The sequence below is a fragment of the Peribacillus sp. NPDC056705 genome (assembly GCF_043656335.1).
Map to the genome: position 1 here is coordinate 192962 of NZ_JBHTYI010000004.1, position 26136 is coordinate 219097.

At 37.5% G+C, this 26136-nt stretch carries 24 protein-coding genes and 1 pseudogene; 14 read left to right on the forward strand and 11 right to left on the reverse strand.

The annotated features are described in order from the left end of the window. Positions 1–678, reverse strand: coding sequence for a response regulator transcription factor (locus ACFRAK_RS07625; protein WP_387596741.1), 678 nt, complete (start codon positions 676–678; stop codon positions 1–3). Then, positions 656–1981 (reverse strand): HAMP domain-containing sensor histidine kinase, encoded by a 1326-nt coding sequence (locus ACFRAK_RS07630; RefSeq protein WP_394571510.1) that lies wholly within the window; start codon positions 1979–1981, stop codon positions 656–658. Before ACFRAK_RS07630 ends, ACFRAK_RS07625 begins: the two co-directional genes overlap by 23 nt. 704 nt (positions 1982–2685) lie before the next feature. On the opposite strand from ACFRAK_RS07630, the gene ACFRAK_RS07635 reads away from it, so the two are divergent. The 3 genes from ACFRAK_RS07635 (at position 2686) to chrS (ending at position 3762) form a co-directional block, all read left to right on the forward strand. Next, positions 2686–2808 (forward strand): hypothetical protein, encoded by a 123-nt coding sequence (locus tag ACFRAK_RS07635; protein ID WP_260284425.1) that lies wholly within the window; start codon positions 2686–2688, stop codon positions 2806–2808. A 178-nt stretch (positions 2809–2986) separates the two neighbouring features. Next, positions 2987–3136, forward strand: a complete 150-nt coding sequence (locus tag ACFRAK_RS07640; RefSeq protein WP_394571511.1) for a hypothetical protein — start codon at positions 2987–2989, stop codon at positions 3134–3136. A gap of 149 nt (positions 3137–3285) precedes the next feature. Continuing rightward, entirely contained in the window at positions 3286–3762 is a 477-nt protein-coding gene (gene chrS, locus ACFRAK_RS07645; protein ID WP_034315019.1) for a chromate efflux transcriptional regulator ChrS, read from the forward strand. A gap of 37 nt (positions 3763–3799) precedes the next feature. On the opposite strand, the gene chrA is transcribed toward chrS, so the two are convergent. The 4 genes from chrA to ACFRAK_RS07665 all read right to left on the reverse strand — a co-directional run bounded on the left by chrA (position 3800) and on the right by ACFRAK_RS07665 (position 7014). After that, positions 3800–4351: a chromate efflux transporter ChrA gene (chrA, locus tag ACFRAK_RS07650; protein WP_394571512.1), complete on the reverse strand. Its 552-nt coding sequence runs from the start codon at positions 4349–4351 to the stop codon at positions 3800–3802. Further along, a complete protein-coding gene (gene chrB / locus ACFRAK_RS07655) occupies positions 4351–4938 on the reverse strand; it encodes a chromate efflux transporter ChrB (protein WP_387596732.1) in 588 nt (195 codons plus the stop codon). The genes chrA and chrB overlap by 1 nt, the downstream gene beginning before the upstream one ends. Positions 4939–5245: 307 nt before the next feature. Then, a complete protein-coding gene (locus tag ACFRAK_RS07660; protein WP_387596729.1) occupies positions 5246–6118 on the reverse strand; it encodes a DMT family transporter in 873 nt (290 codons plus the stop codon). Between the two features lie 683 nt (positions 6119–6801). Continuing rightward, positions 6802–7014: a hypothetical protein gene (locus ACFRAK_RS07665; protein ID WP_061461893.1), complete on the reverse strand. Its 213-nt coding sequence runs from the start codon at positions 7012–7014 to the stop codon at positions 6802–6804. A 456-nt stretch (positions 7015–7470) separates the two neighbouring features. Between ACFRAK_RS07665 and ACFRAK_RS07670 the strand changes: the two are divergent. Continuing rightward, positions 7471–7833 (forward strand): annotated as a pseudogene (locus ACFRAK_RS07670) (group I truncated hemoglobin). A 941-nt stretch (positions 7834–8774) separates the two neighbouring features. Here ACFRAK_RS07670 and ACFRAK_RS07675 read toward each other — a convergent pair. The 4 genes from ACFRAK_RS07675 to ACFRAK_RS07690 form a co-directional block, all read right to left on the reverse strand. Further along, complete coding sequence (locus ACFRAK_RS07675; protein ID WP_387596725.1) at positions 8775–9227, reverse strand: VOC family protein; 453 nt, start codon at positions 9225–9227, stop codon at positions 8775–8777. Positions 9228–9969: 742 nt separating this feature from the next. Then, positions 9970–11244: an FtsW/RodA/SpoVE family cell cycle protein gene (locus tag ACFRAK_RS07680; RefSeq protein WP_387707209.1), complete on the reverse strand. Its 1275-nt coding sequence runs from the start codon at positions 11242–11244 to the stop codon at positions 9970–9972. After that, complete coding sequence (locus ACFRAK_RS07685; RefSeq protein ID WP_387596720.1) at positions 11241–11660, reverse strand: PadR family transcriptional regulator; 420 nt, start codon at positions 11658–11660, stop codon at positions 11241–11243. The genes ACFRAK_RS07680 and ACFRAK_RS07685 overlap by 4 nt, the downstream gene beginning before the upstream one ends. Beyond that, entirely contained in the window at positions 11650–12192 is a 543-nt protein-coding gene (locus ACFRAK_RS07690; protein WP_387596717.1) for a sigma-70 family RNA polymerase sigma factor, read from the reverse strand. Before ACFRAK_RS07690 ends, ACFRAK_RS07685 begins: the two co-directional genes overlap by 11 nt. Positions 12193–12493: 301 nt before the next feature. Between ACFRAK_RS07690 and ACFRAK_RS07695 the strand changes: the two genes are divergently transcribed. After that, a complete protein-coding gene (locus tag ACFRAK_RS07695; RefSeq protein ID WP_394571513.1) occupies positions 12494–12787 on the forward strand; it encodes a hypothetical protein in 294 nt (97 codons plus the stop codon). Positions 12788–13269: 482 nt separating this feature from the next. Here ACFRAK_RS07695 and ACFRAK_RS07700 read toward each other — a convergent pair whose 3' ends face one another. Continuing rightward, positions 13270–14727, reverse strand: coding sequence for a S8 family serine peptidase (locus ACFRAK_RS07700; protein ID WP_387596711.1), 1458 nt, complete (start codon positions 14725–14727; stop codon positions 13270–13272). A gap of 554 nt (positions 14728–15281) precedes the next feature. Here ACFRAK_RS07700 and ACFRAK_RS07705 point away from each other — a divergent pair. The 9 genes from ACFRAK_RS07705 (at position 15282) to ACFRAK_RS07745 (ending at position 25777) form a co-directional block, all read left to right on the forward strand. Next, positions 15282–15545 carry a GntR family transcriptional regulator gene (locus ACFRAK_RS07705; protein WP_394571514.1) on the forward strand — a complete coding sequence of 88 codons (264 nt, stop codon included), beginning with the start codon at positions 15282–15284 and terminating at the stop codon, positions 15543–15545. Between the two features lie 235 nt (positions 15546–15780). Continuing rightward, positions 15781–17136, forward strand: a complete 1356-nt coding sequence (locus tag ACFRAK_RS07710; protein ID WP_394571515.1) for an APC family permease — start codon at positions 15781–15783, stop codon at positions 17134–17136. A gap of 27 nt (positions 17137–17163) precedes the next feature. Then, positions 17164–18789, forward strand: coding sequence for an amidohydrolase (locus ACFRAK_RS07715; protein WP_394571517.1), 1626 nt, complete (start codon positions 17164–17166; stop codon positions 18787–18789). A gap of 31 nt (positions 18790–18820) precedes the next feature. Further along, positions 18821–19732, forward strand: coding sequence for a carbon-nitrogen hydrolase (locus ACFRAK_RS07720; RefSeq protein ID WP_387596699.1), 912 nt, complete (start codon positions 18821–18823; stop codon positions 19730–19732). 428 nt (positions 19733–20160) lie between these two features. Continuing rightward, positions 20161–20301, forward strand: coding sequence for a hypothetical protein (locus ACFRAK_RS07725; protein WP_387596696.1), 141 nt, complete (start codon positions 20161–20163; stop codon positions 20299–20301). Between the two features lie 942 nt (positions 20302–21243). Further along, positions 21244–22548, forward strand: a complete 1305-nt coding sequence (locus ACFRAK_RS07730; protein WP_394571519.1) for an MFS transporter — start codon at positions 21244–21246, stop codon at positions 22546–22548. Positions 22549–22902: 354 nt separating this feature from the next. Beyond that, positions 22903–23820 (forward strand): class II fructose-bisphosphate aldolase, encoded by a 918-nt coding sequence (locus ACFRAK_RS07735; protein WP_394571521.1) that lies wholly within the window; start codon positions 22903–22905, stop codon positions 23818–23820. Positions 23821–23968: 148 nt separating this feature from the next. Continuing rightward, complete coding sequence (gene tpx, locus ACFRAK_RS07740) at positions 23969–24499, forward strand: thiol peroxidase (protein WP_394571523.1); 531 nt, start codon at positions 23969–23971, stop codon at positions 24497–24499. Positions 24500–25111: 612 nt separating this feature from the next. Beyond that, positions 25112–25777: a GntR family transcriptional regulator gene (locus tag ACFRAK_RS07745; protein WP_394571524.1), complete on the forward strand. Its 666-nt coding sequence runs from the start codon at positions 25112–25114 to the stop codon at positions 25775–25777. The last annotated feature ends 359 nt before the right edge of the window (positions 25778–26136 follow it).

Genomic DNA, 26136 nt, shown 5'->3' on the forward strand with positions numbered 1-26136 from the left:
TCAATCCACGGAACTCCATTTATATCCGATGCCCCAGACCGTTTTCAAATGTTGATCTGCTGGAAAACCGGCATGACGCAGTTTCTCTCTAATATTTCGAATATGGGAATCGATTGTCCGATCTTCCGTATCCGTTTTATATCCCCATATGGTCGAAAGGAGGTGGTCTCTGGAATACACCTGATCTGAGGATTTTAAAAACAAGCACAACAGTGAGAACTCTTTTGGTGTTAATGGGATTGTTTTGGTATCATAATGTGCTTCATAAGCGGATTCATTTAATTTTAGCCCCCTAAAGATCACATGATCATCCTGTTTATGCACTCGCCGCGTGACCGCTTCGATTCTGGCAAGTAAAACATCTCCATTAAAGGGTTTCGTAATATAATCGTCTGCGCCCTTTTTCAACCCTTTCACCATTTCTTGTGCAGCATCCCGGGCTGTGAGCATGATTATGGGAATATTGGAAAACGCACGGATCCTTTCGCACGTTTCCCACCCATCCATCTCAGGCATCATTACATCTAGAAGTACTATGTCCGCATGTTTATGCCTTAAGAACTGTATGGCTTCATATCCAGATTTAATCTTCATGCATGTATATCCGTGAGGTTTCATGTATAGCTCTAATAGATCAAGCATTCTCTGTTCATCATCAACCAGAACTACTGTCTTCATTTGTTATCTCCTTAAATGTGATGGTGAAGCACGTTCCTTGCTTCAAGTTGCTTTTAACCGAAATGGTTCCTCCTTGTATCTCCACTAATTGCTTGACGATGGAGAGTCCCAATCCGAATCCACCGGTATCTCTGGCGCGTGATTTCTCGACACGATATAAACGATCAAAGATATGGGGGATATCTTCAGGGGGAATGCCAACCCCTTGATCGATTATGGAGATGGAAATCCTGCCAAGGCATTCAGTGGCTTTGATGGTGCTGACTGTATATTCGTTCGAGTACTTCAGCGCATTATCCAGCAGGTTAAGAATGACTTGCTCAAACCGTGAAGGATCTATTTCGATAAATAAATCATCCTTACATTCCAGATTCAATTGAATTCTTTCATTTGTGAAAGCCGGTAAAACTTTTTCGTGAATGTTTCGCAGGAATGAGGAGAGCTGGACGGTTTCTTTTGATATCGTGAATGTATTTAGATCCATTCTCGCCATATTGAAGAGTTCGTCCAATAATCTGTTTAATCGTTCGGATTCATCATGAATGATCTCTAGGTATCGTGACCGTTCGGAATCATCCAGATCTTTCCGTCGGGCAACATCGGCATATCCCTTTATATAAGTTAGCGGCGTTCGCAGTTCATGAGAAATACTTGCCAAAAATTCATTGCGTTCCTTCTTTAAATAGTTCAATTCATCAGCCAAGCTTTGAATGGATTGGGCAAGCTCCCCAAGTTCATCATGAGATCGTACGGGCACAGCCACAGAAAAATTCCCTTTGCTGAGCTTGGTTGTCGCTTCCTTCATCGATATCAGTGGCCTGGTCAAAGCCTTTGATAGAAAATAAATGATGACAAGCATGAAGAAAAGGAGCAAAGCAGTCGCAAGAAGGAAATGCCTATTCAATTGTGCGATTAAATCCTCCACTTCTCTTGTATCCTTAAACATATAAACATAGCCTTTGTTTTCTTCATCGCTGATAAATGGCGTAACGGTGGCTATATATCTTTCATCCTTCCAACTCGATTGGATGATCAGACCTTTTCGGGGGACATACGGGAGGTTTTTAGCTAAAATTTTTTTCATTCCCCCATTTACCTTTTCGGAAGAGATCAGAATAGCTCCTCTTGTATCCGTAATCACAACATCCGTATCGGTATGTGATTCCATCAGGCCGATATGCTGAAGGGTTGAGCCAGAATATGTAATTTCCAACACATCACGATGACTATTGCCACGGGCCTTCAGTGACTCCAATTCCTGATTGACACGCGAATGTATCACTTTATTATGCAAGTAAACCATGGAAACGGTTTCCAACAAAAAAATGCAAACAAATATAGATAGTCCGAGCTTAAGTGAGATTTTCAGGAGCATTCACCTTCTTATAGAATAAAGTCAGTTTAGCGAAAAAATATGAAGAAAGTATGCAGTTTTTTCAATTTCTGCGCTTCTTCTTAAACAATAATACGGTTTTCAAACGGAACAAGCCAATAAATTGCCGAGGTCATCAGTTTGATGTTGGAGGGAGGGGTTGCGTGTTAGTAAACATATGAAAACTGCCAACCACTACAAGATGTTTCGGATTGCATCCCGTTGTTATTAAAAAAAGGCTGTTTTCGCATACTTTGTTGCTATACCGAGTAATGCGGTGCGGTTGATTTCCCCTCCATTGCCCGCTTTCCGCGGGGCGGGCGGTGAGCTCCCTCCGGCGTGAACGCCTGTGGGGTCTCACCTGTCCCGCTGCTCCCGCAGGAGTCTCGCACTTCCGCTCCAATCAACCTTATATAGTTTCGTTTTAAAAACAACATCTTTACGAAAAGAGCTTAAAAAAAGATGATTATTCATCACTTGAACTTTAAATATGCTGGTCATATTTTAATCACCTATAACTATATGGGATTTTCAGGAAAATGGGCAGTTCTTTTTATTTAGTCCATTCAAAATATTTTGCATTAAGGAAACATTTTATCGTAAGTGAATACTATGTAAAAAAGGAGTTGAACCATATGAATTGTACAAACCGTACGCAGAAAAAAATAATCGCTTATTCCGCATTATTCAAAAAAATGGGCATTCTCAATGATGAGGAATATAAAAACATCGCAAAGACTTTTCAAACAAAGGATTGAGGAAGTGTCCATTGGGTCTATTCATAAACTTTCATCCTGCATTAATAGGTCTGTAAAACCCCCGCCTTTCAATTTTTCGAATGAGGAGGGGGAGTTGCAGACTGGCAGGAACTCATTTGCTCCCACTAATTACGGAGGAGGATGGTTTCCCATACTGTCTCCTAAGGGTGTGTCGCCGGTGTTATCAATTTGCTCCGCTCTGATTCCCATCGGATTTTTCATCTGTTTGATTGCTTCGTTTTTAGCCATACAGCTGGACGAAATGATGTATCCTAAGTTTTTAAAAACTACATATATGGTGGACGATCATGTGCAAATTGGAGGGTGATTATTGAAAATGGGCAGGCCTTATTTTTTGGCTATCGGTTAATTTCCGCCGTTTTTAATGGAGGTTCAAAAGTGAAAAGGAAGATCGTTGTGATCCGATGGTGTTCTCTGCGATAATGGAATAAAGAAATTGAAAAGGGGTTACGCAGGATGGCAGAGGACTTTAAGATTCCTAGCTTGAAAGTTGATGAGATCGATAAGAAAATCATATCGGTTTTACATGAAGATGCGCGGATTTCGTATACCGACTTAGCGAAGAAAGTGGAGCTCTCCAGGGTTGCGGTTCAGATGAGAATCAATCATCTTGTTGAAAACGGTGTGATCGAGAGGTTCACTGCGGTCATAAATCCAGCCAAGGTCGGCATCCATGTTTCGGCATTCTTTAACGTTGAGGTTGAGCCTAAATATCTGGAATCGGTCGCACAGCAATTAGAAAGTGAACCGGCAGTAACGAGTTTATATCATATGACCGGTCCGAGTAAACTCCATATGCACGGAATCTTTACTGATAACCAGGAGATGGAACGATTTCTCAATGAGAAGCTGTATGCCGTCGTCGGTGTTGTCAGCGTTGATTGCCAAATTCTCATTAAACGTTATAAAAGCCGGATGGGCATGAAACTTTAAATGAAAAAATCCCCCTATATAGGTGGATTTTTTATTATTAGGTGTGCGGGATGATAAAGCCGCCGTACGCAAAAGCAAGAATGATTACGAAGGCAGGGTGGATCTTGAATTTACCTAGGGCCAAAAAGGCCAATCCAGCGATGACGATTGAATGGATGTAGCCGATGGAACCGACGGCATCCTCGGCCATATTCCAGGTGAGCAATAACATCATGATTGCAATCACGGGCTGTACAAGCAGGGACATGCCTTTTACGATAGGCGAATGCTTGTATTTTCGCAGGATTTTTAATAAATATATCAAAGCTACGGCTGAAGGGATGATCGTGCCTGCCAATGCAACTAGAAATCCTGGCCAGCCATATACATCATATCCGACATATGCGGCTATTTTCGTGGCGATAGGTCCTGGAAGTGAATTTCCTAACGCAAGCATTTGTGAGAATTCGGCATTATCAAGCCAGCCATAACGGGTGACGATTTGATCATACATAAGCGGAATCGAGGCTGGACCTCCGCCATAACCAAGAATATTGGCAATGAAAAACGCTAGAAAAACAGCAACACCTATTGGGATAATAAGACCCATTAACCGGATTCCTCCTTCCTATTCACCTTTTTATTATTCAATCTTTCCTTTAATTTAAAATGGAACGCCCCATATAGAAGGAAAATCATAATGACGATACCAGGATGCAGGGAAATGACTTGCAGAAGCAAAAAGGAAATCGCAAAAAAGGTGATTCCGAGCACCTTTCCTAACCCTTTCACCGCCTTTTCGCCAAACTCATAAGCCATTTGACCAAGCATGACAGCAACAACCGGCATGACAGCAGCGATCATATTACTGATCATGGCCGAATTACTTAAAACATTAATGAATGCAATCAAGAAAACCATCGCAATGCATGAAGGTAAAACGTGAGCGGCCACGCTGACGAAGGCTCCTGGCCAGCCTTTTAATTTATAACCAAGATATGCTGCCATCTTAGTGGCAATAGGTCCTGGGAGTGTATTGGCAATCGCCAAAGTGTCCCCGAATTCATCATCGTCGAGCCAGTGATAACGGGAAACTGCTTCGTGGCGGATGAGCGGGATGACAGATGGCCCGCCGCCGAAACCTAAAATCCCCGTTCTCATCATCCCGAACGTCAATTCCGTATATGGATTTTTCAAGAACATTCCTCCTTGGTTTTAGAATTCTTTTCCATGATTATGAATTAATGATAACAAAAATGCTTTCGAAATGTACATGAAATCATGATGATAATTACGTAATGAATGTATAAAAGGTATTTTTCCATGCAATAGGTTGAAGTAAATAAAAAAACTTCTTTTTGTGTTAAGAAATAAAAATTGGATTGCGCAAGAAAAACAAACAGGTAAAAATACAAAAAGTACCCTATAGGCAGACCTTTTTAAAGTGACTGCTCTATAGAGTACTTTTTAAAATATATAACTTTAATAAACTTTTTAATGTGGGTTATTCTTCCCGAATGACTAATAACACACCTATAAAAATTAATATTGTACCGATCCAAAAAGACAAGCCGATTTGTTCACCTAGTATTAACCAACCTAAAAAAGTACCCACTATAGGTTGTAAAAAGAAAAATAATCCGCCACTTGATGCGGTAAGCATTTGCAGTCCGCGATTCCACAATAAAAAGGCACATGCTGTGGAAATAACGCCCAAGTATAAAAGGCCGCCCCATATGGATGGATGCATGATTGCTTGAAAGTCAAGCTCATCTAATCGACTAATCGTAATGGGTGTTAAACAGACAATTGCCACAAGCACTGCATAGGTCGTTATAACAATTTGTGAATATTGCCCAGGAATCCGTTTAATTAGAACTGACATAAGTGCCCAGGTTAATGCAGCAATCAGCAGCGATACGCCCCCAAGTTGGTGAGATGAGCCGATATGGGCATTTCCGACAATGATGCAGACACCGATCGTCGCTAAAATAACAGAAATTGATTTTTTTAAAGTGATCTTTTCTTTTAAAACGATACGTGCAAATATCACCATAAAAGCAGGTGTTGTCGAAGTAATGATGGCTCCCATTTGTGCAGTGGATAGAAGCGTACCGACTTCCTGGGTTACGATAGAAATTGTGTTTCCAACAAGTCCTATAATGAAAACCAAAAGCCAGTCTCGTCTTTCAATCCGCCAAGATTGTTTTGTTATAAAACCAATTGTCAGCAATGCTAAAATCGCAATCACATATCGTAATAATACTAATTCAAGTGGTGGAACAACGTCTACCACAACTTTTACCACAACATACATCCCGCCCCAAATGCTAGCAGCGAGTGATAAATATAAAGAACCTAATATAGTGTTTTTCATTTTGTACCCTCCGTTTTAACTAAACATTTCCAGTCCCTAACGGAGATGCAATTTTCTACCGTTAAGGAAGAATAACTGCAGGTACATCATTTTCGAATAGCGGTGACCACAACATCAGCTTTCAGCTCTCTTTCAAAAATATTAGTTTCAATGATTTTAGTTAGTTATAAAACTATTCTGTTGTAACGGATCATTTGATTCAATAATCAGTAAGTTATATTAAATATACAAGATTTTAGGTATTTATAAAACAACAAAAAAACAACTCCCTTGGAAATCTGCCATTAAAAACTACTTTACACATTGAAGCCAATTTATCCGGCGTGGTTGCAAAAGAGGGGCCTCCCGGTTTACGTAGATGTAGAAACCACAACTAGAAACCCCACCGGTTGTAATAGGAAAAGGTGGGGGGCCATGTTTTAAGCTTTAGTATACTGTCTTGATTGTCGGATGATCTTTGCTTTTGTTTTAACGTAAGGTAAGAAAAATGGATTCCAGTTTGAATGAAAAGAGGGCTTTATAGGGAAGGGAAGCAGGTGGTACAGTAAAGGTGTTAGTCAAATGTCGGCAGCGGTAATGATGAAAGAAAAAACGTGGATTAGGATTAAAAAGGCTCCCTTGAAGAGTTTAATCCTAATCCACCATTAAGTTGGTTTTTTTAGTGCATGGCCTTTCCAGAAGCATCACAATCGGTTATATTTTCGTTCGATTTTCCTGAACTCATCTGATAGTTCAAATAGGGTGTGTAATACTGCTGTTTGAATATATAGATTCATATAATTATCATTACTTTTCTTTTGAAAGGATAAATCATGTTTTTCATTAATTTTCCTAGTTATACATTCATTAATTTCGCTCCACATTTCTTTTGTGCCTTCTTTAATTTTTGTCTCCATAATCTCCCACTCCTTTTTTATTAGTTTATCCAATCTATTACATTCTTATACTTATTTATTGACCAAGCTGGTGACTTTTTTATCTTAAAATTAATATTTACCGTTCAAGTTATGATTCTTTGCGTAGAAGAGGAGAGAGTAGCGATTATAGTGTTAGTCCATACTTATTTTTTTGTGGAATTCAATAACCTCTAATGGATGATGACCTATCCTTATTTTTCGAGTTTGTTCTCAAACAGCAGGATACCAAAGGGCTAATGAACTACGGGTTCTTTGCTTCATTATCGGAGGTTGCTTTGGCAGCACATTATGGAGCTAAAGGGAAAGGATAGTTGCATAAGATCGAAAGGTCCCGGAGCAGTTTATCTTTTAAGTGGATTTAATTGAAAGATAAGGAACAAAAACGAGTCTATCTACAGAAAATACTGCTATTAACTACAAAATAGGAGTGAAAATATGGAACAGACACTTTACGAAAAAGTCGGCGGAGAAGAAGCGATAGCAAAAGTTGTGGACTACTTTTACTCCGAGTTGGTTCTTAAGGATGATACAGTTAATCATTTTTTTGAAAAGACGGATATGGAAAAACAACGCCGTCATCAGACGAAATTTATTAGTTTTGCATTAGGTTGGTCCAAAACAATACTCTGAACAATCCATGGCAAATGCTAACCAAGGATTGAATCTGCAACCAGCCCATTTTGATACCATTGTAAAACATCTAAACGATGCACTTGCTCACTTTGGAGTGAATGAAGCTGACATAGATACAGCTTTAACTAAAGTGCTTCATTAAGAGATGATATCTTGTATAAATAACCGATATTTAGCTAAAGGGTACTTTTCTTCAGGAGCTGACTAGCAGCTCCTTTCTTATGGGAGTAAAGGGAATTCCACACGGTAAGCAAAAAATATTATTCTTTTAGCCTAATAATTACATTGATCGGTGTCAGTTTGACTTTGGACTCGCATTTATTTATTAAAATACTTGGACTTGGATTGTTTACTTATGGAATGAGTTAATGTGATTAAAGCCTTGCTGCTGTTGGTCCTATGGTTATTTTTTAAAATCTCCTTATCTTTATTGATTCTTTCTTTATCTCCATAAAATTAATACCTTTTATCAAGGTAAAAAGGAATTTGATTTTATGACTGTTTCACCTATCCTTTCATATACTTTTGATAATGAAAGTTATCTTTATAATATGCCAGGAGTTGTTTATGGTATTCTTGATTCTGACACTGATAAGATAGAAAAAATGATTAAGTAACGGTAGAAATTATGTTCCGTGAATACAGACTACTCGACTATTAAGCCATCAATCTTTTTGTTTTAGAAAATCTCTGTAGTTATAAAATAAAATCGTACCGTCTTGTATTTATCAAGACCTAAATCGTAAAATGTCATAAAAAAATACAGAGTGATACATATTAGTCATGTATAATATGTATCACTCTGTACTACTTTTTCCGCAATCGCGCCCTTTTATTGAATAAGAATTTTCTTCAAATCGAGACGGATTGGCATATAACGTTTTCTCAATCACGAACCCTGCGAGCCTTGGAACGAAGTTCTTAGGCTCGCAGGGGTGTCGCCTGAATCTCTTCCCTGCTTCTTCTCCTGGCTACCAGTGGCTCGGGGAGTCCTGCAGCGTGAATGCTGTGTTATATGACATACCCGACTTCTTCGAGTTACTTTCACACTGCTTTTCTGTTTCAATTTTTATTTCAGTAAAGGCTTTTTATAAAACGTCACTTACCTATTTGTTACCGATTTGTTCCGCCAAACCGATTAGAAGTCCTTCGGTTCCACGAATGTAGCAGAGCCGATACGAGTCTTCGTACTGAACCACTTCGCCAACGAGCTGAGCACCATACTTAGTGAGTCTGGATACCATTTCGTCAATGTCTTCAACGGTGAACATGACGCGTAGATAACCGAGGGCGTTTACAGGAGCAGTCCGGTGATCTGCTATAGTAGGTGGGGTGAGAAATCGCGAAAGTTCAAGTCGGCTGTGGCCATCTGGGGTAACCATCACAGCAATCTCTACGCACTGAGAACCCAGTCCGGTTACGCGGCCAGCCCATTCACCTTCGACAGTGGCTCGCCCTTCGAGGGTCAAGCCAATCTCCTCGAAGAAAGAGATTGCGTCATCCAGGGATTCTACAACGATGCCGACATTGTCCATTCTTAGTAATTTGTTTTTTGCCATAGTTTTATCTCCTTATGTGTAAAAATTTATTATCTGATCATCTTCATAATTATTCTTAAAAGTTACAAATTCCTTCCAAACAAAAAACACCTTGTCACAGTTCATGATAACAAAGAAAAGTCATATTGGAATATTCGCGAACCTTATTTCGTGAATGCCAAACGCATGGCAGCCGGCACTCTTTTTTTGCCGTTAATTGTGATTGTGTGCTAGGTGTACCAAATTATTCACCATTAAGCACGATTTTCCCATTCAATATTGACCAACAGCCTTTATGGTATGTTCTAATTCCGTTTTATTCATTTCTTTTAATTTAATAGTTCTCTTATTATTCGCACTTCATGATCGAGGGGGAATGGGGGATATAATCCATGGAACAACGTAAATATCTAGTGAAGAGGTTATAAAGGGTTTATTAGCTCGACTACCGGAAAGTGAACAACGAAACTTAAAAAAGGTAATTCAGCAGAATTACCTTTTTGCTAATGCTTGAACTTCCGGTAAGTTGATTTTTCTTCAATCTATAAACATTTTATACAATGTAATGCTTAAGCTATGCGTTAGTTTTTTAACGATTACTAAAAATAATCAAACTATTTTATAAAAACTGTATACTGTATCGCAAGAAAATAATCCATTTCAATCAATCTATTTTCAAAATGATTCTTTTTATTTACGCTGTGGGGGTTCTGGTTTGCCCATTCCAAATTTCTTCAGAAAAGAGAATATGAGCTACAGTACCTCATATTTTCTTCATCAGTATAATATCTTTTTTGTGATATACACTTAAAACCAGACCAAACAAGCAGGCGTTAATCATAGCTGATAAAGCACCATAACTCATAAATGGCAGGGATACGCTTGTTATTGGTAATAAGCCGAAAGACATTCCGATGCTGACAGTTACCTGTGCAGTGAATATGGCAAAACTGCCGGAAACGAGCATTTTCCCAAATGGGTCTTTCACAGTTTGGAATATACGGGAAATTCGCCAGATCATCCATAAAAACAGCAGACCAATGAGCAAGGACCCGGCCCAGCCAAGCGTATAGGTAATCGTTACAAAGATGAAATCCGTCATCATTTCATTTGAATAATAAAACTCCCCGAGGGAATTAAAATGGCCAAACCATCCGGCATCCTCAATTAGCTTTTCCAGTTCCAAATACATATACCCCGATGTCTCACTGAATTTTTCAGGGGTAACGAACGCAAAAAGTCTTTCTAATTGATAGGCCCTTATATCTTTCAAGGATATAAGCAGAAGTGAAACACATGCAGTAAGCAGGACCGCTGCAGTGACAAGGATTTTCCTTTTATTTAGGCCGCTCTTCCAGACCATAACAGCAACCATCAATGAATAAAGCATTGACGCCTGTAAGTTGACTGTATTCAGAAACAGGAAGGCAGAACAAACGTATAAAATGGCAGCCAAATAAACATTCATCTTTCTTGATTGAAGCATTCCGGCCCAGGCAAGCAGAAAAAGTGGCAGAACCACAATAGAATCGACCGACAATAAACCCGTAATATTAATTCGAGGACTGCCGTTCACAAATACATTGGAAAATTGGAACTGAAAAAGAATCAGACATCCTATCGTAAAGAAAAACCAGCCCCATCTCTGAAATTTCCGATAATCGAAAAAAAGAAGGACACAGGCCAAAATTACACTTCCTATGACAGAATATACCTGCTTCAGCACTGAAAATGAATTACCATCCTTAAACAAGAACCAAAACAAAAACAGGCCCGTAGCTGACATGAACAGAAACATGCTCATTAGCTTCCAATCAATCTTCGGCCTGTGCAGCTTGTCCATCTTCTGCCCAATGTCAGAGGGGCTTCCCATATTCCGGACAGCGAGTTCCTCTGCTTCAGCCTCTGTATATCCTTTTTTGACCAGTTCAGTTTTAGCTTGATGCAGATGGGCTTTTAATTCAGCTTCTATATATTTTTTTGCTTCTTTTGATCGGATATACGACGAAACTTCATTTAAAAAATGATTGCTTCTCAATCGGCTCTTCCTCCTTCAAACGCTGTCCGCCAACTAGCAGAAGCGGAACCGCTTTTGGATTCCTTTTTCTTAAGCCACTTTTTCGCACGTTCATCCAAGGAATAGAGCTTCCTTTCTTCCGTTTCCCAAAAAGACTGGAGCCAGCCTTCCTTTTCAAGCTCATGCAACGCAGCATACAAGGAGCCTTCGTTATTTTCAAATTTCCGGATGCCTTTCTGGTAAAGAGATTCATTAATTTGATAACCACTTTTTTCCTTATCCAAAGATCTGAAAATACCAATCAAAATGTCTTCCTTACTTACATCCTGCTTTTCGATGGCAGTATGGATGGAGTTTCTATGTTTTTCCGTGAATTTCAAATCAAGAAATGTATGCTTTTCCATAGCCGATTTCAAGCGTGATAATTTATCTTCCATCGGTGGATTCCTCCCAATAGGTTTTTAACCGTCTTTTCGCCTGGCGCATCCTGGTCTTCACCGTTCCAAGTTTGACCCCAGTAATTTCAGAAATCTCCTTGAGCTTCATTTCCTGAAAATAATGAAGGTAAATAAGCTCGCGATACTGGATAGGCAGCTCCATAACGGCAACTGCTAGCTGCCTGTCTTCATCATGCTGAATGACCTTTTCTTCCACATCATCGGTAGAAGTCCATTCATGCTCCTCTTCCGCAGTCGAAACTTTTCGGAAATACCAGCTTTTCCTATAATCCTTACAATGGTTAATTGCAATCCTCCAAAGCCACGTCCTAATATTTGATTGCTGGTTATACGTGGAAAGCGACTTATAGCATTTGATAAAAATTTCCTGTGTCAGATCCTCTGCCACAACTGGATCTTTTACATAGGAATAGACTAATTGCAGAATATCCTGGCCATAAAGGGACATAATTTCATCCAGTAAGAATTCGTCATCTTTCATTTGATGCCATTTCAACACAAACTCCTCCAAAACAGTTCACACTTCCTTCCCTAAATATATAGACGATAGTACTTATAAGAAGGTTTTTGGTTTTAAAACTTTTCCTTTGTTACTACAGCTAAAAATATAGAAAACATTTTAGAATTAGTACAGCAATAGTAGGAATCCGCGCCTGACAACATCCAATCAGAAATGTTTAACCGGTTATAAACATGATAAATCTTATAGAACTATTGGGACAGATAAGTTGAATAAGAAAAGGTGGGACAAAAATGGAAGCGTTAATTGAAGAGTATGGTCGTGGATACGCAATGATCCGGAAAGCAATCGAATGATTAGCGAAGGAGGAGCTTCGTTCAAGCCCGCACCGGACAAGTGGAGCATCCATCAAATTCCCATCCAAGTGACGGGTGCTGAGGTCTTGTCTACACATCGGCTGAAAAAAGTCATGGCAGAGCACGAGCCACTTCTGCTTTCGTTTGACCAAGATGGAGGGGCGAATGGCTTGGGGGATGATCCGATGGACCTTGAACAGTATTTGCTCCTGTTCCAATTGCTGCGTTCCAGTATACAGCCCATTCTGGACCATCTGACAAATGAACAAAGTGGGCGGATGGGGGGATGACGATGCAGAGCGGTAAACATTTAAGCAATTGCTGGAATTCCGTGTTGAGCATGTTCGAGAACACCTTGCCCAGATTGGGAGGGAGTGGGAAGCGTATCGCGGAGAAATGTATAATGTTTGTTGAATTTATAGAACTAACGGGCGCAAGAGTTAAAGATGGAGGCCACTCACCTAATCAGTGGCCTCTTTATTTATTTTGAAAAGCTGTTTTCGCATACTTTGTTGCTATTTACCAAGTAAAGCGGTGTGTTGATTTCCCCTCCAGATGCTCGCTTTCCGCGGGGCGGGCGGTGAGCCTCCTCGGCGTAAACGCCTGTGGGGTCTCACCTGTCCCGCTGCTCCCGCAGGAGTCTCGCACTTGCGCTCCACTCAACGTTAAATCGTTTGGTTTTAAAAACTACAATCTTTACGAAAAGAGCCTTTTGAAAAGATGATTTCCTTTTCTTGTAGTTTTAATATTTCATCTTATTTAGAAACATAAGCTACTTCTTTATATTTTCTAATGCTCTATAAGCATTTGCTTCTCCTGAACCAAATAAAGCATCTTGTCCTTTCTTTCCATAGTCAAGAGCTGTTTGCTTAACACGTGCTGTTACTTGGGCAGGTTTATACTCCGGGTGGGCTGCCTTAATAACTCCTGCAATTCCAGCTACTTGAGGAGTGGCCATGGAAGTACCAGCATTAAACTCATATGAAGTACCTAAATAGGTAGGCCATGTACTTAGGATTAAGTTACTTGGATCAGCCGCCGCAGGATCATTGGTTTCTGCATATTTAGGCCCATAATCTCCTCCGGGAGCTGCCACGTCAATAGCACTGTTTCCATAATTAGAGTAGAAAGCAAGCTGTTGAGTTGACCAGCTTGTGGAGGCAGACACATTAATGACTCCTGGCATTTGAGCTGGTACTACAGTTGCAGGACCTTTCACGCTCATTCCATATGGTTCATACAATTTATTTAAAAATTCGTTTACTTCCTTCTTGTCATCTAAATTTAAACTTTCATTACCACTACCGGCTACTACAGTTACTCCATTCTTTACTGCATATTGAATAGCTCTCTTCCAAAGTAACGTTTCAGCGACTGATTTATAACTTTCTCCCTCAATTGTCATTTTGGTATTATTGTAGAAACGAAGAGACATATTAATAACATCCACCTTGTCATTTGTTGCTGCAATAATTCCATCTATAATCCAAGCTGGTAATCCAAGGGCTTGCTCTGAGTATAATACGCGATAGGATCGGATTCCTAAATCTGGTCCTACACCTTTTACTTTACCATTTGCTCCAATGATCCCGGCAACGTGAGTACCATGCCCATTGCGATCTTTTATATCGGTAGGATCACCTGTTTCAGATTCATCCATTCCAGCAGGAACAAGATTACGACCACCTATTATATTATTCTTTAAGTCTGGGTGAGACTCATCAATTCCAGTATCAATCACTCCAACCACTGCTTTATGAGTAATACTACCATCTTTATTTTTATATCCGCCTGTTTCTAAATCATATGATTTCCCTTCGTTGGTAACCCTTTGGATATCCCATTGGGAGTCCCAATAACTTTCTGAATCTTGCTGGCTGATGATGCTAGACTCATGGTTAAAAGGGCTGACTTCTGTTTTGTCTATGGTTAGGGGAATTTCTCTGTTAGCAGCTTCTATTAAAGAATTACCTTTTAGGTTTTTAAGAAAAGAAGGCTCGTCAGATTGAGCTTCTATTCCTCCAATTTCGGGAAGAACTTTGGTTATTTTACCACCAGCTTTCCGTATTACCTCTTGATAATTCTCTGGTAATCCACTTTTAAAAGCTATTGCGTATGTGTTTTTCATCTCTTGATTTTGACTCTTAGCTTGGATAGGAACACCGCCAACGGACAATATCCCTGCTCCTACTGCAATCGAAAGTACCGTATGTAGAATTTTCTTTTTCATATGTCTCCTCCTATATATGGGAAAATTTTCATCATATACTATCTTAATATACAACAACTTAAATTCCAAGTTTTCCTAATAAATCTTATATTATCGAAATTGGCAGCTCTTTTTCTTATAAAACTATCAGTTGAACCCTTTTTTTGAAAAATCTTGTATATGGATAAGGGAATGTATTTTTGAATAGGGGAACAGGTAAGGTTAGGGGATATGATATATCAAGTTATTGTTTTCGGAGGTATAGATTCTATTTTAGGTGTTGAAGGTTTTTTATTGTTTAAGAAGACCAAGAAAAGCTAATTAAATTTCTAATTCAAGTAATGGGTGCTTTACTTCATTATCAGGAGCTGATCAGCAGCTCATTTCTTATGGAACTCGAGGGGCAGGATAGATGAATAACAGATAATTGTAGAAAAAATCTGAATGAAGTCGGCGATATTATGTTTAAGCAAAGCATCAGGTTCCCCTTAATGTATTTTGTAGTATTAACCGTTTGGAAATTTATTGCTAACAAAGAGGTTAATTGAATTGATAACATAATGGTCTGTTTTATCATGTTCTTGATTATTCTGTTATATAAATGGTCGGGACATTTACCAATCGAAAAGGAAAGAACCACGCAGATAGTTTATAAGCAAATTAAAAAAGCGATTTTATTTGGTGGCATTACCGGTGATGAAGTATTTACAAAAGTTCAATTAGCGGAAGGCTTAAATACTTCAAGAACGCCGGTAAGGGCAGCTATTCAAGATTTCAAGAAACAATTTAACAGCTTAACAGCGAACCTTTATTGTATTACGGCACGTAGCTTTTTTTGAACCTTATTCGAAACAACCAAGAAAATACACGGTGAGACATCTTCGGTAGCTAACGACTACCTATGCAATTATAAATAATTTATGTAATATTGCATAACACTAGTAATCTAATTAATAATCTGTATGTTGTAATTATTGGGAATATATCGATAATTAAATCGCCAAATAATCAATCCCCACTTGGTATGGTATTTGCATATTAGTTAATTAATCACGAATAAGGGTGGAGTGATACATGGAGAATGCAAAATTAAGACGTTCGTTAACAGTGTTTCCTTTAGTGCTATTTGGATTGGCTTATATGGCACCTACAACAGTTTTTTCTACTTATGGGGTTGTTGCGGAAATAACGAAAGGGATGGTGCCTGCTGCTTATATCATAGCTTTAGTTGGTATGTTATTTACAGCCTATAGTTATGGTCAAATGGTTAAGGCCTACCCTGTTGCCGGTTCTGCATATACATTCACTCAAAAGGCTTTTAATCATCACCTTGGGTTTTTGGTAGGCTGGGTTATCCTATTGGACTATTTATTTTTGCCAATGATTAATGGATTACTGATCGCCATTTACTTAAACGCATATTTTCCTTCCGTTCCTTTTTCCTTCTGGTTAATTACCTTTGTCATTTTAATCACCACTGTAAATATAATTGGAGTGAAAATAGCAACAAAAATAAATCTTTTATTAGTTGCCTGTCAATTCTTAATAATAGTTATTTTTACATTCCTCTCGATTAAAGGGTTACTTAACGGAATGGGCTCAGGAACATTATTCATGAGTTCTCCATTTGTGAATGGAGATATACCACTATCTTTAGTATTGGCAGGATCTTCCATTTTGTGTTTATCTTTTTTAGGATTTGATGCTGTTACCACATTTTCAGAGGAAACCATTAATCCGAAAAAAATAATACCAAAGGCTATTTTCCTCGTCGCATTAATAGGGGGTGGTCTGTTTGTCACCATCTCATACATCAGTCACCTTATTTACCCAAATTTCCAAGCCTTTAAAGATCCAGATTCCGCTTCCTTGGAAATTGCTATGTATATCGGGGGTAATTTATTTCAATCTATTTTTCTAGCAGGTTATATTACCGGGGGGCTGGCGTCTGGTTTATCAGCTCATGCAAGTGTTTCGCGACTTTTGTATGCGATGGGGAGAGATGGAGTTCTTCCAAAGAGAATTTTTGGTCATATTCATCCAAAATTTCAAACTCCAACACACAACATCATCTTAGTGGGCATTTTTGCTTTATCTGCGTTATTTATTGATTTAGTAACTGCCTCATCGTTTATTAACTTTGGGGCCCTCGTTGCCTTTACATTTGTTAATCTTTCGGTTATTTCCCATTATTTCATTAAAGAAAAACAGCGAAGCGGGATTAACACACTAAAGTACCTGATATTGCCGCTGATTGGTACTGGTTTCACAATTTGGTTATGGACCAGTCTTGATTCAAAGGCGCTTTTACTCGGACTGGGATGGTTAGGAATTGGTTTCATCATGCTCCTTTCTAATACGAAAATGTTTAGTAAGCGGCCACCAGAGCTTTCTATTGATAGTGCGATTGAAAAAGAAATTCAAGCATAAAAGCTATATTCATTAAGGAGGACAAAAATGGTAAGTGCAGACATCATTCTTTCTGGTCAACATGTATTCACTGGGTTACAAGATGAGCCAATAAAAGCAGCTATCGCTATTAAAGGTAATAAAATTATTAAAATCAGTTCTAAAGAAGATATAATGTCATTCCTTGGAAGTGAAACGAAAGTGTATGACATGGAAGACGGACTAATTATTCCGGGATTTCATGATTTTCATATGCACATTATGATGGGAAGCATTTTACAAAAGGACAGTGCCAAATTATTTGTTGCAGCTTCAGAAGAGGATACAGCCAAAATAGTAGGTGAATTTGCAGAAACGAGACCAAATGATGAGTGGATATTCGGCGTGGGTTGGGATCATACCAATTGGAAGAACAAAGTACTGCCACATAGGACAACACTAGATAAATATATTAGTGATCGCCCTGTTTTATTATTCAATGCAGAAGTGCATTACGCATGGATCAATAGTAAAGCGATGGAAATGATTCAATTAACGAAGGATACCCCAGATCCGGAATATGGGGAAATTGGAAAAGATGAAAATGGGGAACTGACAGGCCTTCTATTTGAACAGGCAATTGGGTATGCATCGGAACATGCATACAAATTACCGAAAGATAAACGTGTAAGCCTATTCCAAGGTTTCCTTAATGAAACAAAAAGATTGGGAATCACATCTGTTAATGATTTATATGGAGCTAAAATTGCGCCAAATCCATTAGATGATCTTGAAATTTTTAAGGAATTTGAGAGAGAAGGGTTACTTACAACCAGAATTCACTTTTCGCCGGAGTTAAAAATGGATTTAGCTGCAGCAAAGGAATTACAAACAAATTATCAGTCAGACAAGCTCACCTTTTCTGGATTAAAACAATTTATAGATGGTGTTGTGACAAGTCATACTGCTTTTTTATTGGAACCTTACAAAGACCGTCCAGATACAAAAGGCGGAACCACTTATCCAGCTGAAACAATTAAACAATTAGTAAAAAAGGCAGATAAGGAAAATTTTCAAATTCGTTTCCATGCTATTGGTAACGGTGCAGTCCGTTTAGCATTGGATGCATTTGAAGAAGCGAGAAACGTAAATGGAGAAAGAGATGCTAGACATGTCATTGAACATGTGGAGGTATTGCATCCGGATGATGTTCATCGCTTTAAGGAATTGGATGTAATTGCTTCCTTTCAACCTAAACACATTGAATTAATGGAAAGTGAGGCATATACAGCCAGAATCAGTGAAACACAGCAACCTCTCTATTATCCGATCAAAACACTAGTGGATACTGGTGCTAAAATTGCCTTTGGTACAGATTTTCCTGTAGTGCCCCTAAATCCCATGATGGGCATTTATCAGGCAATCACGAGAAAAGATTTAACAGGGGAGGCGTGGCAAGAGTCGGAAGGAGTAACATTGGCACAAGCTTTAAAATACTACACGGCCATACCGGCATACGGGTCATTTAGAGAAAATGAATTAGGCACATTGGAAGCAGGGAAGATAGCGGATATCGCTGTATTGAATAAAAATTTATTTAGCATATCAACAGAGGAAATTCTTGAAACAGAAGTGAAGATGACGATCATGGATGGAAAGATCGTATATGAAAACCCGGTCGTCCAAACTGTATAAGATAAAAAAATAAAAGTGAGGAAGTGAGAAGATGTCAAAAGTAAAAGTTGGTCTTGTCCAAATTCATTGCGGAGAATTCATTGAGCAAAATATTCAAAAAACGATAGAGAAAATAAAAGAAACAGTAAATAAAGGTGCACAAATCGTTTGTTTACAGGAATTATTTTCTTCGCAATATTTTCCGCAAACGGTCAGTGTGAAAAATTATGATTTAGCTGAAGATGTAGATAGCGGTACATTAGCCGAAATGGGTGAATTAGCAAAGGAATTAGCAATTGTCTTGATTGTACCTTTTTACGAAAGAGCAGGTGCTGGTATTTATTTTAATAGTGCAGCTGTATTTGATGCTGATGGAGAATGTTTAGGGATTACAAGAAAAAATCATATTCCGGATGGTCCCCAGTATCATGAAAAATATTATTTCGTTCCAGGCAATACTGGGTATCCTATCTATGAAACGGCTTATGGAAAAATAGGAGTCGGGATTTGTTGGGACGAGTGGTATCCAGAAGTTGCGCGAATTTTGAGCTTACAAGGTGCAGAGATATTATTCTATCCTTCCGCTATTGGTTCAGAGCCAGATCATCCCGAGATATCGACAAGATCATCCTGGGAAAAGGCAATTTCCGCTCATGGCATTTCGAATGGTGTATTTGTTGCTGCAACAAATCGTGTGGGCCAGGAAAAGGACATGAATTTTTACGGTGGTTCATTCATTAGCGATACATTAGGGAATATTTTAGCTTCACTTGATGATGAAGAAGGAATTATTGTGCAGGAAATTGATTTAAAAGAGATAGAAGAGACTAGAAAAATGCTGCAATTCTTTAGAGACCGTCGTGTCGATACATACGGCCCTATTTTACAAAAAGAAATACTTCAAAACCCCATCTCCTTCAAAAAAGGGAGCGAACAAAGCACTGTTCAGTTAATCAATAAATAATAAAGCAGGTGTTTTTCCTTATCAGGTACATCATATATCCATCAAGCTAAATTTGTTTTCAATGTAGGGATTGCTGTCTTATTTTACGCTTACCATATCGTAAATAAGGCAGTATCTTTCTTCTCAAAGTCGGGTATACTTGGCCAATGTTGTATAGTTTTGACTTCCATAAGGTTAATTTAGATCGGAGCTGTCTTTAAGGCAGCTTCTTTTTTTGAGCAAAAAAGCAGAAATAAAAGGAGGAGGTATTTAACACCTAACGTACTACTTTTTGTTAAGTGAGACGGTTAGAGAAGAACAATGTGGGAAATACTAAGAGAATGAAAATGTTACCGAATTTTCAGAAAAATATATTGACGGGAAATTGCAGTTGTTATATATTATTAATAAGTTAAATTTATTGTTATATAACAGTGGGAGGAGTCAAGATGATGAACATTCAGGATAAAGCCTATGAAAGTTATTTAAAGATTTGTGAAAGGTACCAAATCGAGTCGATAAACTTTGATCACTTCATCAAAAATTTAACCAAAGATCAGTTGGATGAATACAGTAAATTAGCCGTTTAAATGAAAGGACTTGATTGCACAAGATGGATCTCCCGGTTGATGTAGATGTGGAAGCCAGTTAGAAACCCCACTAGTTGCCATTGGGAACAGGTGGGGTTTTGTCATGTGTTTTAAGAGGCTATTTTTAATTAGTAGGATAATTTGACTAACGAAAATGATAGGAAGTAAGATCAATCTTTTTGGATTACCGCAATTTTCTTGTAAAATCAAAACAATAAAATATCATTTACTATTACATTATTATGAAGGAAAAAAGCTGTGTATTAAACTTTAGTAGGTAAGAACATAAAATTCAGAATTTTCTTGAAATTAATCCCTGCACATGTTAGAATTCATTTCAGGTAAGAATATTATAAATAAAATAATATTGGAATTGTGGTGAAACTTCGTTTCTTAATAAGCAACAAAACAATAAGGAAGGATTGAAGAGAATCTATATAGGAAATAAAGTCTACGGGAATTGGTAAAAAATAAACGATTCCTTATTTAAAAGCAAAAATATCTCCTCTATTTACATCATCCAAGCATCCAGTCATACTATCTACCTTAAAACATCAAAAATCAGCACAATGATTGTTATGCATAACGACTTAGCTAATAATTCTTTTTATAAAAGATTTTTCGGCAATAAAAGGAAACGTCGTTGCTTATTGTGAAACAATGACCATTGGTTACTTCTTCAGTTTTAATATTATTCAAATCTATTTATGAAGGGGTGAGAGATAATTTGAAAGCGCTTCATCGATATCGAACTATAGAAAATTTAACGGAAAATAATATCTAAAATCAGCTTAACAGCACAAATAAAAGTTATGTCGATGTAAATATGCTAATGATTTATTTTTTGGGTGGTGGAATTGTAAGCGCTTGTATGAAAGTTCAGTGGGTAATGTCCAGTGTATTTAGCCATATAAATGAAATCATTCAGGAGGTTTTTGATTAATGAACAAACAACTTCAGATGAATAAGAAATTTAAATGGAAAGTTCGTTATACTGTCTTATTTGTATTATGGTTATGTTGGCTGTTTTCTTTCCTTGATCGAATGGTTATCACTATTGCATTGCCTTTTATTGGTGAAGATCTAAATCTAACAGCGACAGCTCAAGGGCTATTGTTAAGTATTTTCTTTGCAGGTTATGCACTGTTCCAAATACCGGGCGGGATGTTATCAGATAAATTTGGCTTTCGTCGTGTGATGAGCATTGCGATTGTATGGTGGTCAATATTTACATCTTTGACTGGCTTAATTTTTTCTTATCCACTTATGTTAATTATTCGATTCGTATTCGGTTTAGGTGAGGCATGTTTACCAGGTGCTGCTTACAAAGGAATAGCTAATTACTTTCCTAGTAAGCAACGCGGGACGGCCACAGGAATTCAGTCAACGGTTAATACGTTAGGACCGGCGCTTGCTGCTATTGCTGCGGCAGCAATTATTGCGGCATTTGGATGGCGTACAGTGTTTATCGTAATGGGTATTCCAGGCACTATAATCGGTCTGTATATTTGGTTTAAATTCAAAGATAATCCGAAAGATCATCCTAAAATGACGAAAGAAGAGCTTGCAGAATTAGAAGAAGACAGTGAGACAGAAAATTCGAAAGAAGAAAAGAAATCTGGAGTTTCCTTTAAGGAACTTTTAAGAAAGCCTATTTTATGGCAAATGGCGCTTATTTGGTTCTTCTTTGATATTACTTTCTGGGGATTTACTTCTTGGCTTCCATCTTATCTGATAAATGTTAGAGGACTTTCTTTAATGGATACTGGTATTTTCAGTGCCTTACCGTATCTAGTTGGTACAGTCTCAATTGTTCTTGGTGGGTACTTGTCAGATAAAGTAAAAGGAAAAAGAAAATGGGTGTTTATCCCTAATGCTGTAATTGGTGGTTTAGCATTATTATTGATGCTTCAAGCTTCTTCCACTGCAATGGTCATTACATATCAATGTGTTGCAGCATTCTTCATGTTCTTAGCTCAAGGAGCATTCTGGGGTCTGGTCGTTGACACACTTCCTGCGAAAATAATGGCTGCAGGCTCATCTACTGTTAACTGTTTCGGATCAATTGCAGGATTTATCGCCCCGTTTTTAATGGGATATATGATTGAAAGCAGCGGTGGTTCTTACAATTCATCTTTCATATTAATGATTGCAGCAATTATTGTAGCAGCAATTATTGCCCTTACGATTGGCAATAATACCGAAAAAGAAAATTCATTGAATTCAGAAACAATAGTAGAAGCTTAATTTGAATTGCAAATTCATCAGTAAGTAAATGGGTTCATTCATCTATGCTGAGAATGGCAATATAATAAAAATGATGTTTTTTAAAATGGTAATAGCAGTATATTTACAAAACCCTTGATAAGCGGCTGTCAGATGGCAGGCGCTTTTTAATTTCAGTGAAATCATGACTGAAAATTGTATAATCTACACAATGCAGACGCTTTTTTTCAGATATTGGGTAAGAAAGAGGAAGAAAAGTATTGTAATTTTCAGAAAAGTAATTAAAATTAAAAAGGAACACCGTTGCTTATTAAGTAACAGAAAGGGTGTGAATAAACGAAATAAATTAAATCATTTTAAAGGGAGTTTGAATGAATGAAAGTAAATTTAAAACCAAGCAATGTTAGTTCATTAACAAAGGTACTTGCAGTAGCTACGCAAAATCAATTTGCTGTCGGTTCGTTTACTCCTAGAGCTACAAAGATGGTAACTCCTATACTTAGAGCGGCCCAAGAAAAGAAATCTGCGGTTATTGTTCAAACTTCTGAGAGAGAGCAGGAACGATACGGAATTAGTTTAGCGGAATTTAGCCGAGAGTTTTATCGTGTGATCCAAGAGGAGAATATTACGATCCCTGCCGTTTTACATTTAGATCATACGAAGGATTTCAATGTAATTTCTGAAGCCATCGAAGTTGGTTTTACATCTGTTATGATTGATGCATCAGAGCAACCATTCAAGAAAAATATTGAGATAACAAAAAAGGTTGTTGAGTATGCACATTCAAGAGGCGTAACTGTTGAAGCTGAATTAGGCAAGATAGGGACAACCGACTTTATTGAAACCGACGTTGATGAAGAGCTATTTACAGAGCCTAAAGAAGCAAAACAGTTTGTTGAGGAGACAGGTATTGATGCATTGGCGGTTTCTGTCGGAACTTCACATGGTGTTTATCTTGTTAAAAATCCAAGAATTGATATTGAACGTTTAATAGAAATTCGTGCATTAACATCTGTACCTTTAGTGTTACATGGCGGTTCAGGCACTCCTTCAGAGATGATTAGGAATGCAATTCAAATTCCTAATGGTGGAATTAGTAAAGTGAATATTGCAACAGATATAGAACATATGATGATAAAAACCCTTAATCGAGAAAATTATGTTACAGAAAAAGAGTGGTCGGAACTGCCAACTGAAACATTAACTTTAGTCCAAAACGCAGTTCAGAACGTAGTAAAAGAAAAAATTGAAAACTTTTTGATAAGTAGCGATAGCGCTTCTTATTATGTTTAAGAAGTAATATTATACTAACTTTGAACTATACCCCCCTTATTTTAGTCACATAAGATAAACTCTTTAACCACATAATGGATGGTTATACTAATTATCGTCGAAGATAACTTTTTAGAAGAATTGCTAAGGTAATAGGAGGAAAAATAAAATGTCTATAGAAAGGTCTAGTTTAGTAACCTTTGCAGGTAATCCAGTTACGTTGATTGGGAGTGAAATTCGTGTTGGTGATAAAGCGCCAAATTTTGAAATATTAGCAAACGATCTCTCAAAAGTTACACTTGAAGATTCAAAAGGGAAAGTCCGCCTTATTTCATGTGTTCCCTCTCTTGATACAGGAGTATGTGACGCACAAACACGGAAATTTAACCAATTAGCTAGCAATCTAGGAAATGATGTAGAAGTGTTAACAATTAGTGCGGATCTTCCATTTGCACAAAAAAGATGGTGTGGAGCAGCAGGAATAGAACAAGCCCAAACCCTTTCAGATCATTTTAAGATGTCATTTGGAACAGCTTATGGCACATATATAAAGGAACATCGTTTAGAATGCCGTGCAGTATTCGTTGTAGATGAAAAGGATGTCGTACAGTATGTTGAATACGTTCCGGAAATTACGGAACATCCAAAGTATGAAGCAGCTATAGAAGCAATTAAGTCATTGATAAAAGTTAAAAAGTGATATAAGTAAGCAATATACACTATGCTTAAAGGACATATATTATTTTTCATTAATCCTAAGAAGTAAAATGTTTATTGCATTAAAATCTTTTTTTCTCAGTTTATTTTATTCTAATCCCAAAATAGAAAGGCTGCCTCACAAAAGGTCAGCCTCTTCTACTAATGGTTTTATTAATGGGGTGGTGAGGTACAAACATTGAGACAAAAAAGTTATTATTACCTTAAAGGAATAGGGTTAAAGTTTAAATTAATTTTTGTTAAAAAGGAGTAGGTAGTATTCTGAATTTTGTGATTTTTTGTTGAAAAACTAAGATAGTGGTGATAGTATAAAAATGCAAAGAATTTACTAAATATAGAAATAAATGCTATATTATACTCATTTAACGAAACGTTGTTGTTTATTAAGGGACGGAAAGGGGCGGCTAGACTTTTAAATTTTGGCAATGATATTTGAAAACGGATAGATTGAAGTATGTTAAAGAACTTAATCTAAATGACCAGGTTGTATAAAATTTGGATTCTATCATTTCCAATTTTAAATATTTTTTTACCCAATATTGTATACAATACTGCATTCAATTTTGAATTCTTCATTGAGGGGAGGTATAAAGTGTTGAATAGTTTAGAAATGGATATCTATAATAAAATCAAGAAAGCTATTATCCAGCAAAAGCTTCGGCCAAATATGCAGCTAATAGAAAAGGATCTTGCTGAATCGTTTGGGGTAAGCCGTACCCCTGTTCGAAATGTTCTGCGCAGATTGGAATATGAAAAATTAGTGAAAATTAAAGAGCATAAAGGTACCTTTGTATCCTGTTCAACAATTGAAGAAGCAAAAGAAGTATTTGAAATGAGGAGAATTTTAGAAGGGGAGGCAGTGCGAAGAGCTTGCAGACTCTTTAACGAGGAACAATTACAAGAGCTAGAGACTCTGGTTGAAGAAGAACGACATATTTATGGTAGTCTAGATTTTTATGAATCTTTAAAAATATCTGGGGATTTTCATTTGAAAATAGCTGAAATCGCAGGGAATTCGTATTTTTATCAATATCTCGAAGACTTAATTTCCCTAACTTATGTGATCATAGCAATCTATGGAAGAGGTAAAATGGAAACATGTGGTTCTCACGATCATTTGCAAATTTTTAATGCTATTAGGCAAAGGGATGGTGATCTTGCAGAACGCTTATCTCTCATTCATCTTAGTGAAATTGAGTCGAATCTTCATTTTAATGAGGAATTACAGATCTCGTCTTCCTTGTCAGATATATTTCTTTAATTGTAAATTGGTATACGATTCATTGAAAGCGCTTACTATTAAATTTTTTAAGGAGGTGATACAGTCCATCGAAATCATTTTCAAACGTAATGTAGTTGTCATGTTATTTTTTTTCGATTTTTAAGAAACGATGTTGCTTAATATGCGACGATACCTCGAGTCAAACGCAATAAGATGGTGGAGGATCGATGGGAAATAGTACTTTTAACAAAACAAATTCGTATTTTAATTCCTGTGAATGAAGAACAGAAAAGAACACTTAGAAGAAAGATTGCATCATATCATAGCCTTGGCAAACATCTAAGACCTAACTTGTTAACCAATGCATATGTAAGAAATGCGGAAAACAATAAAAAAGG

Coding starts and splice junctions, on each gene's coding strand:
- tpx (WP_394571523.1), top strand. CDS start 23,969: ATGTCTATAGAAAGGTCTAGTTTAGTAACCTTTGCAGGTAATCCAGTT.
- ACFRAK_RS07630 (WP_394571510.1), bottom strand. CDS start 1,981: ATGGTTTACTTGCATAATAAAGTGATACATTCGCGTGTCAATCAGGAA.
- ACFRAK_RS07685 (WP_387596720.1), bottom strand. CDS start 11,660: ATGGAAGATAAATTATCACGCTTGAAATCGGCTATGGAAAAGCATACA.
- ACFRAK_RS07660 (WP_387596729.1), bottom strand. CDS start 6,118: ATGAAAAACACTATATTAGGTTCTTTATATTTATCACTCGCTGCTAGC.
- ACFRAK_RS07735 (WP_394571521.1), top strand. CDS start 22,903: ATGAAAGTAAATTTAAAACCAAGCAATGTTAGTTCATTAACAAAGGTA.
- ACFRAK_RS07715 (WP_394571517.1), top strand. CDS start 17,164: ATGGTAAGTGCAGACATCATTCTTTCTGGTCAACATGTATTCACTGGG.
- ACFRAK_RS07725 (WP_387596696.1), top strand. CDS start 20,161: ATGATGAACATTCAGGATAAAGCCTATGAAAGTTATTTAAAGATTTGT.
- ACFRAK_RS07730 (WP_394571519.1), top strand. CDS start 21,244: ATGAACAAACAACTTCAGATGAATAAGAAATTTAAATGGAAAGTTCGT.
- chrA (WP_394571512.1), bottom strand. CDS start 4,351: ATGGGTCTTATTATCCCAATAGGTGTTGCTGTTTTTCTAGCGTTTTTC.
- ACFRAK_RS07625 (WP_387596741.1), bottom strand. CDS start 678: ATGAAGACAGTAGTTCTGGTTGATGATGAACAGAGAATGCTTGATCTA.
- ACFRAK_RS07695 (WP_394571513.1), top strand. CDS start 12,494: ATGATTAGCGAAGGAGGAGCTTCGTTCAAGCCCGCACCGGACAAGTGG.
- ACFRAK_RS07720 (WP_387596699.1), top strand. CDS start 18,821: ATGTCAAAAGTAAAAGTTGGTCTTGTCCAAATTCATTGCGGAGAATTC.
- ACFRAK_RS07665 (WP_061461893.1), bottom strand. CDS start 7,014: ATGGAGACAAAAATTAAAGAAGGCACAAAAGAAATGTGGAGCGAAATT.
- ACFRAK_RS07705 (WP_394571514.1), top strand. CDS start 15,282: ATGTTCTTGATTATTCTGTTATATAAATGGTCGGGACATTTACCAATC.
- ACFRAK_RS07700 (WP_387596711.1), bottom strand. CDS start 14,727: ATGAAAAAGAAAATTCTACATACGGTACTTTCGATTGCAGTAGGAGCA.
- ACFRAK_RS07675 (WP_387596725.1), bottom strand. CDS start 9,227: ATGGCAAAAAACAAATTACTAAGAATGGACAATGTCGGCATCGTTGTA.
- ACFRAK_RS07710 (WP_394571515.1), top strand. CDS start 15,781: ATGGAGAATGCAAAATTAAGACGTTCGTTAACAGTGTTTCCTTTAGTG.
- ACFRAK_RS07635 (WP_260284425.1), top strand. CDS start 2,686: ATGAATTGTACAAACCGTACGCAGAAAAAAATAATCGCTTATTCCGCA.
- chrS (WP_034315019.1), top strand. CDS start 3,286: ATGGCAGAGGACTTTAAGATTCCTAGCTTGAAAGTTGATGAGATCGAT.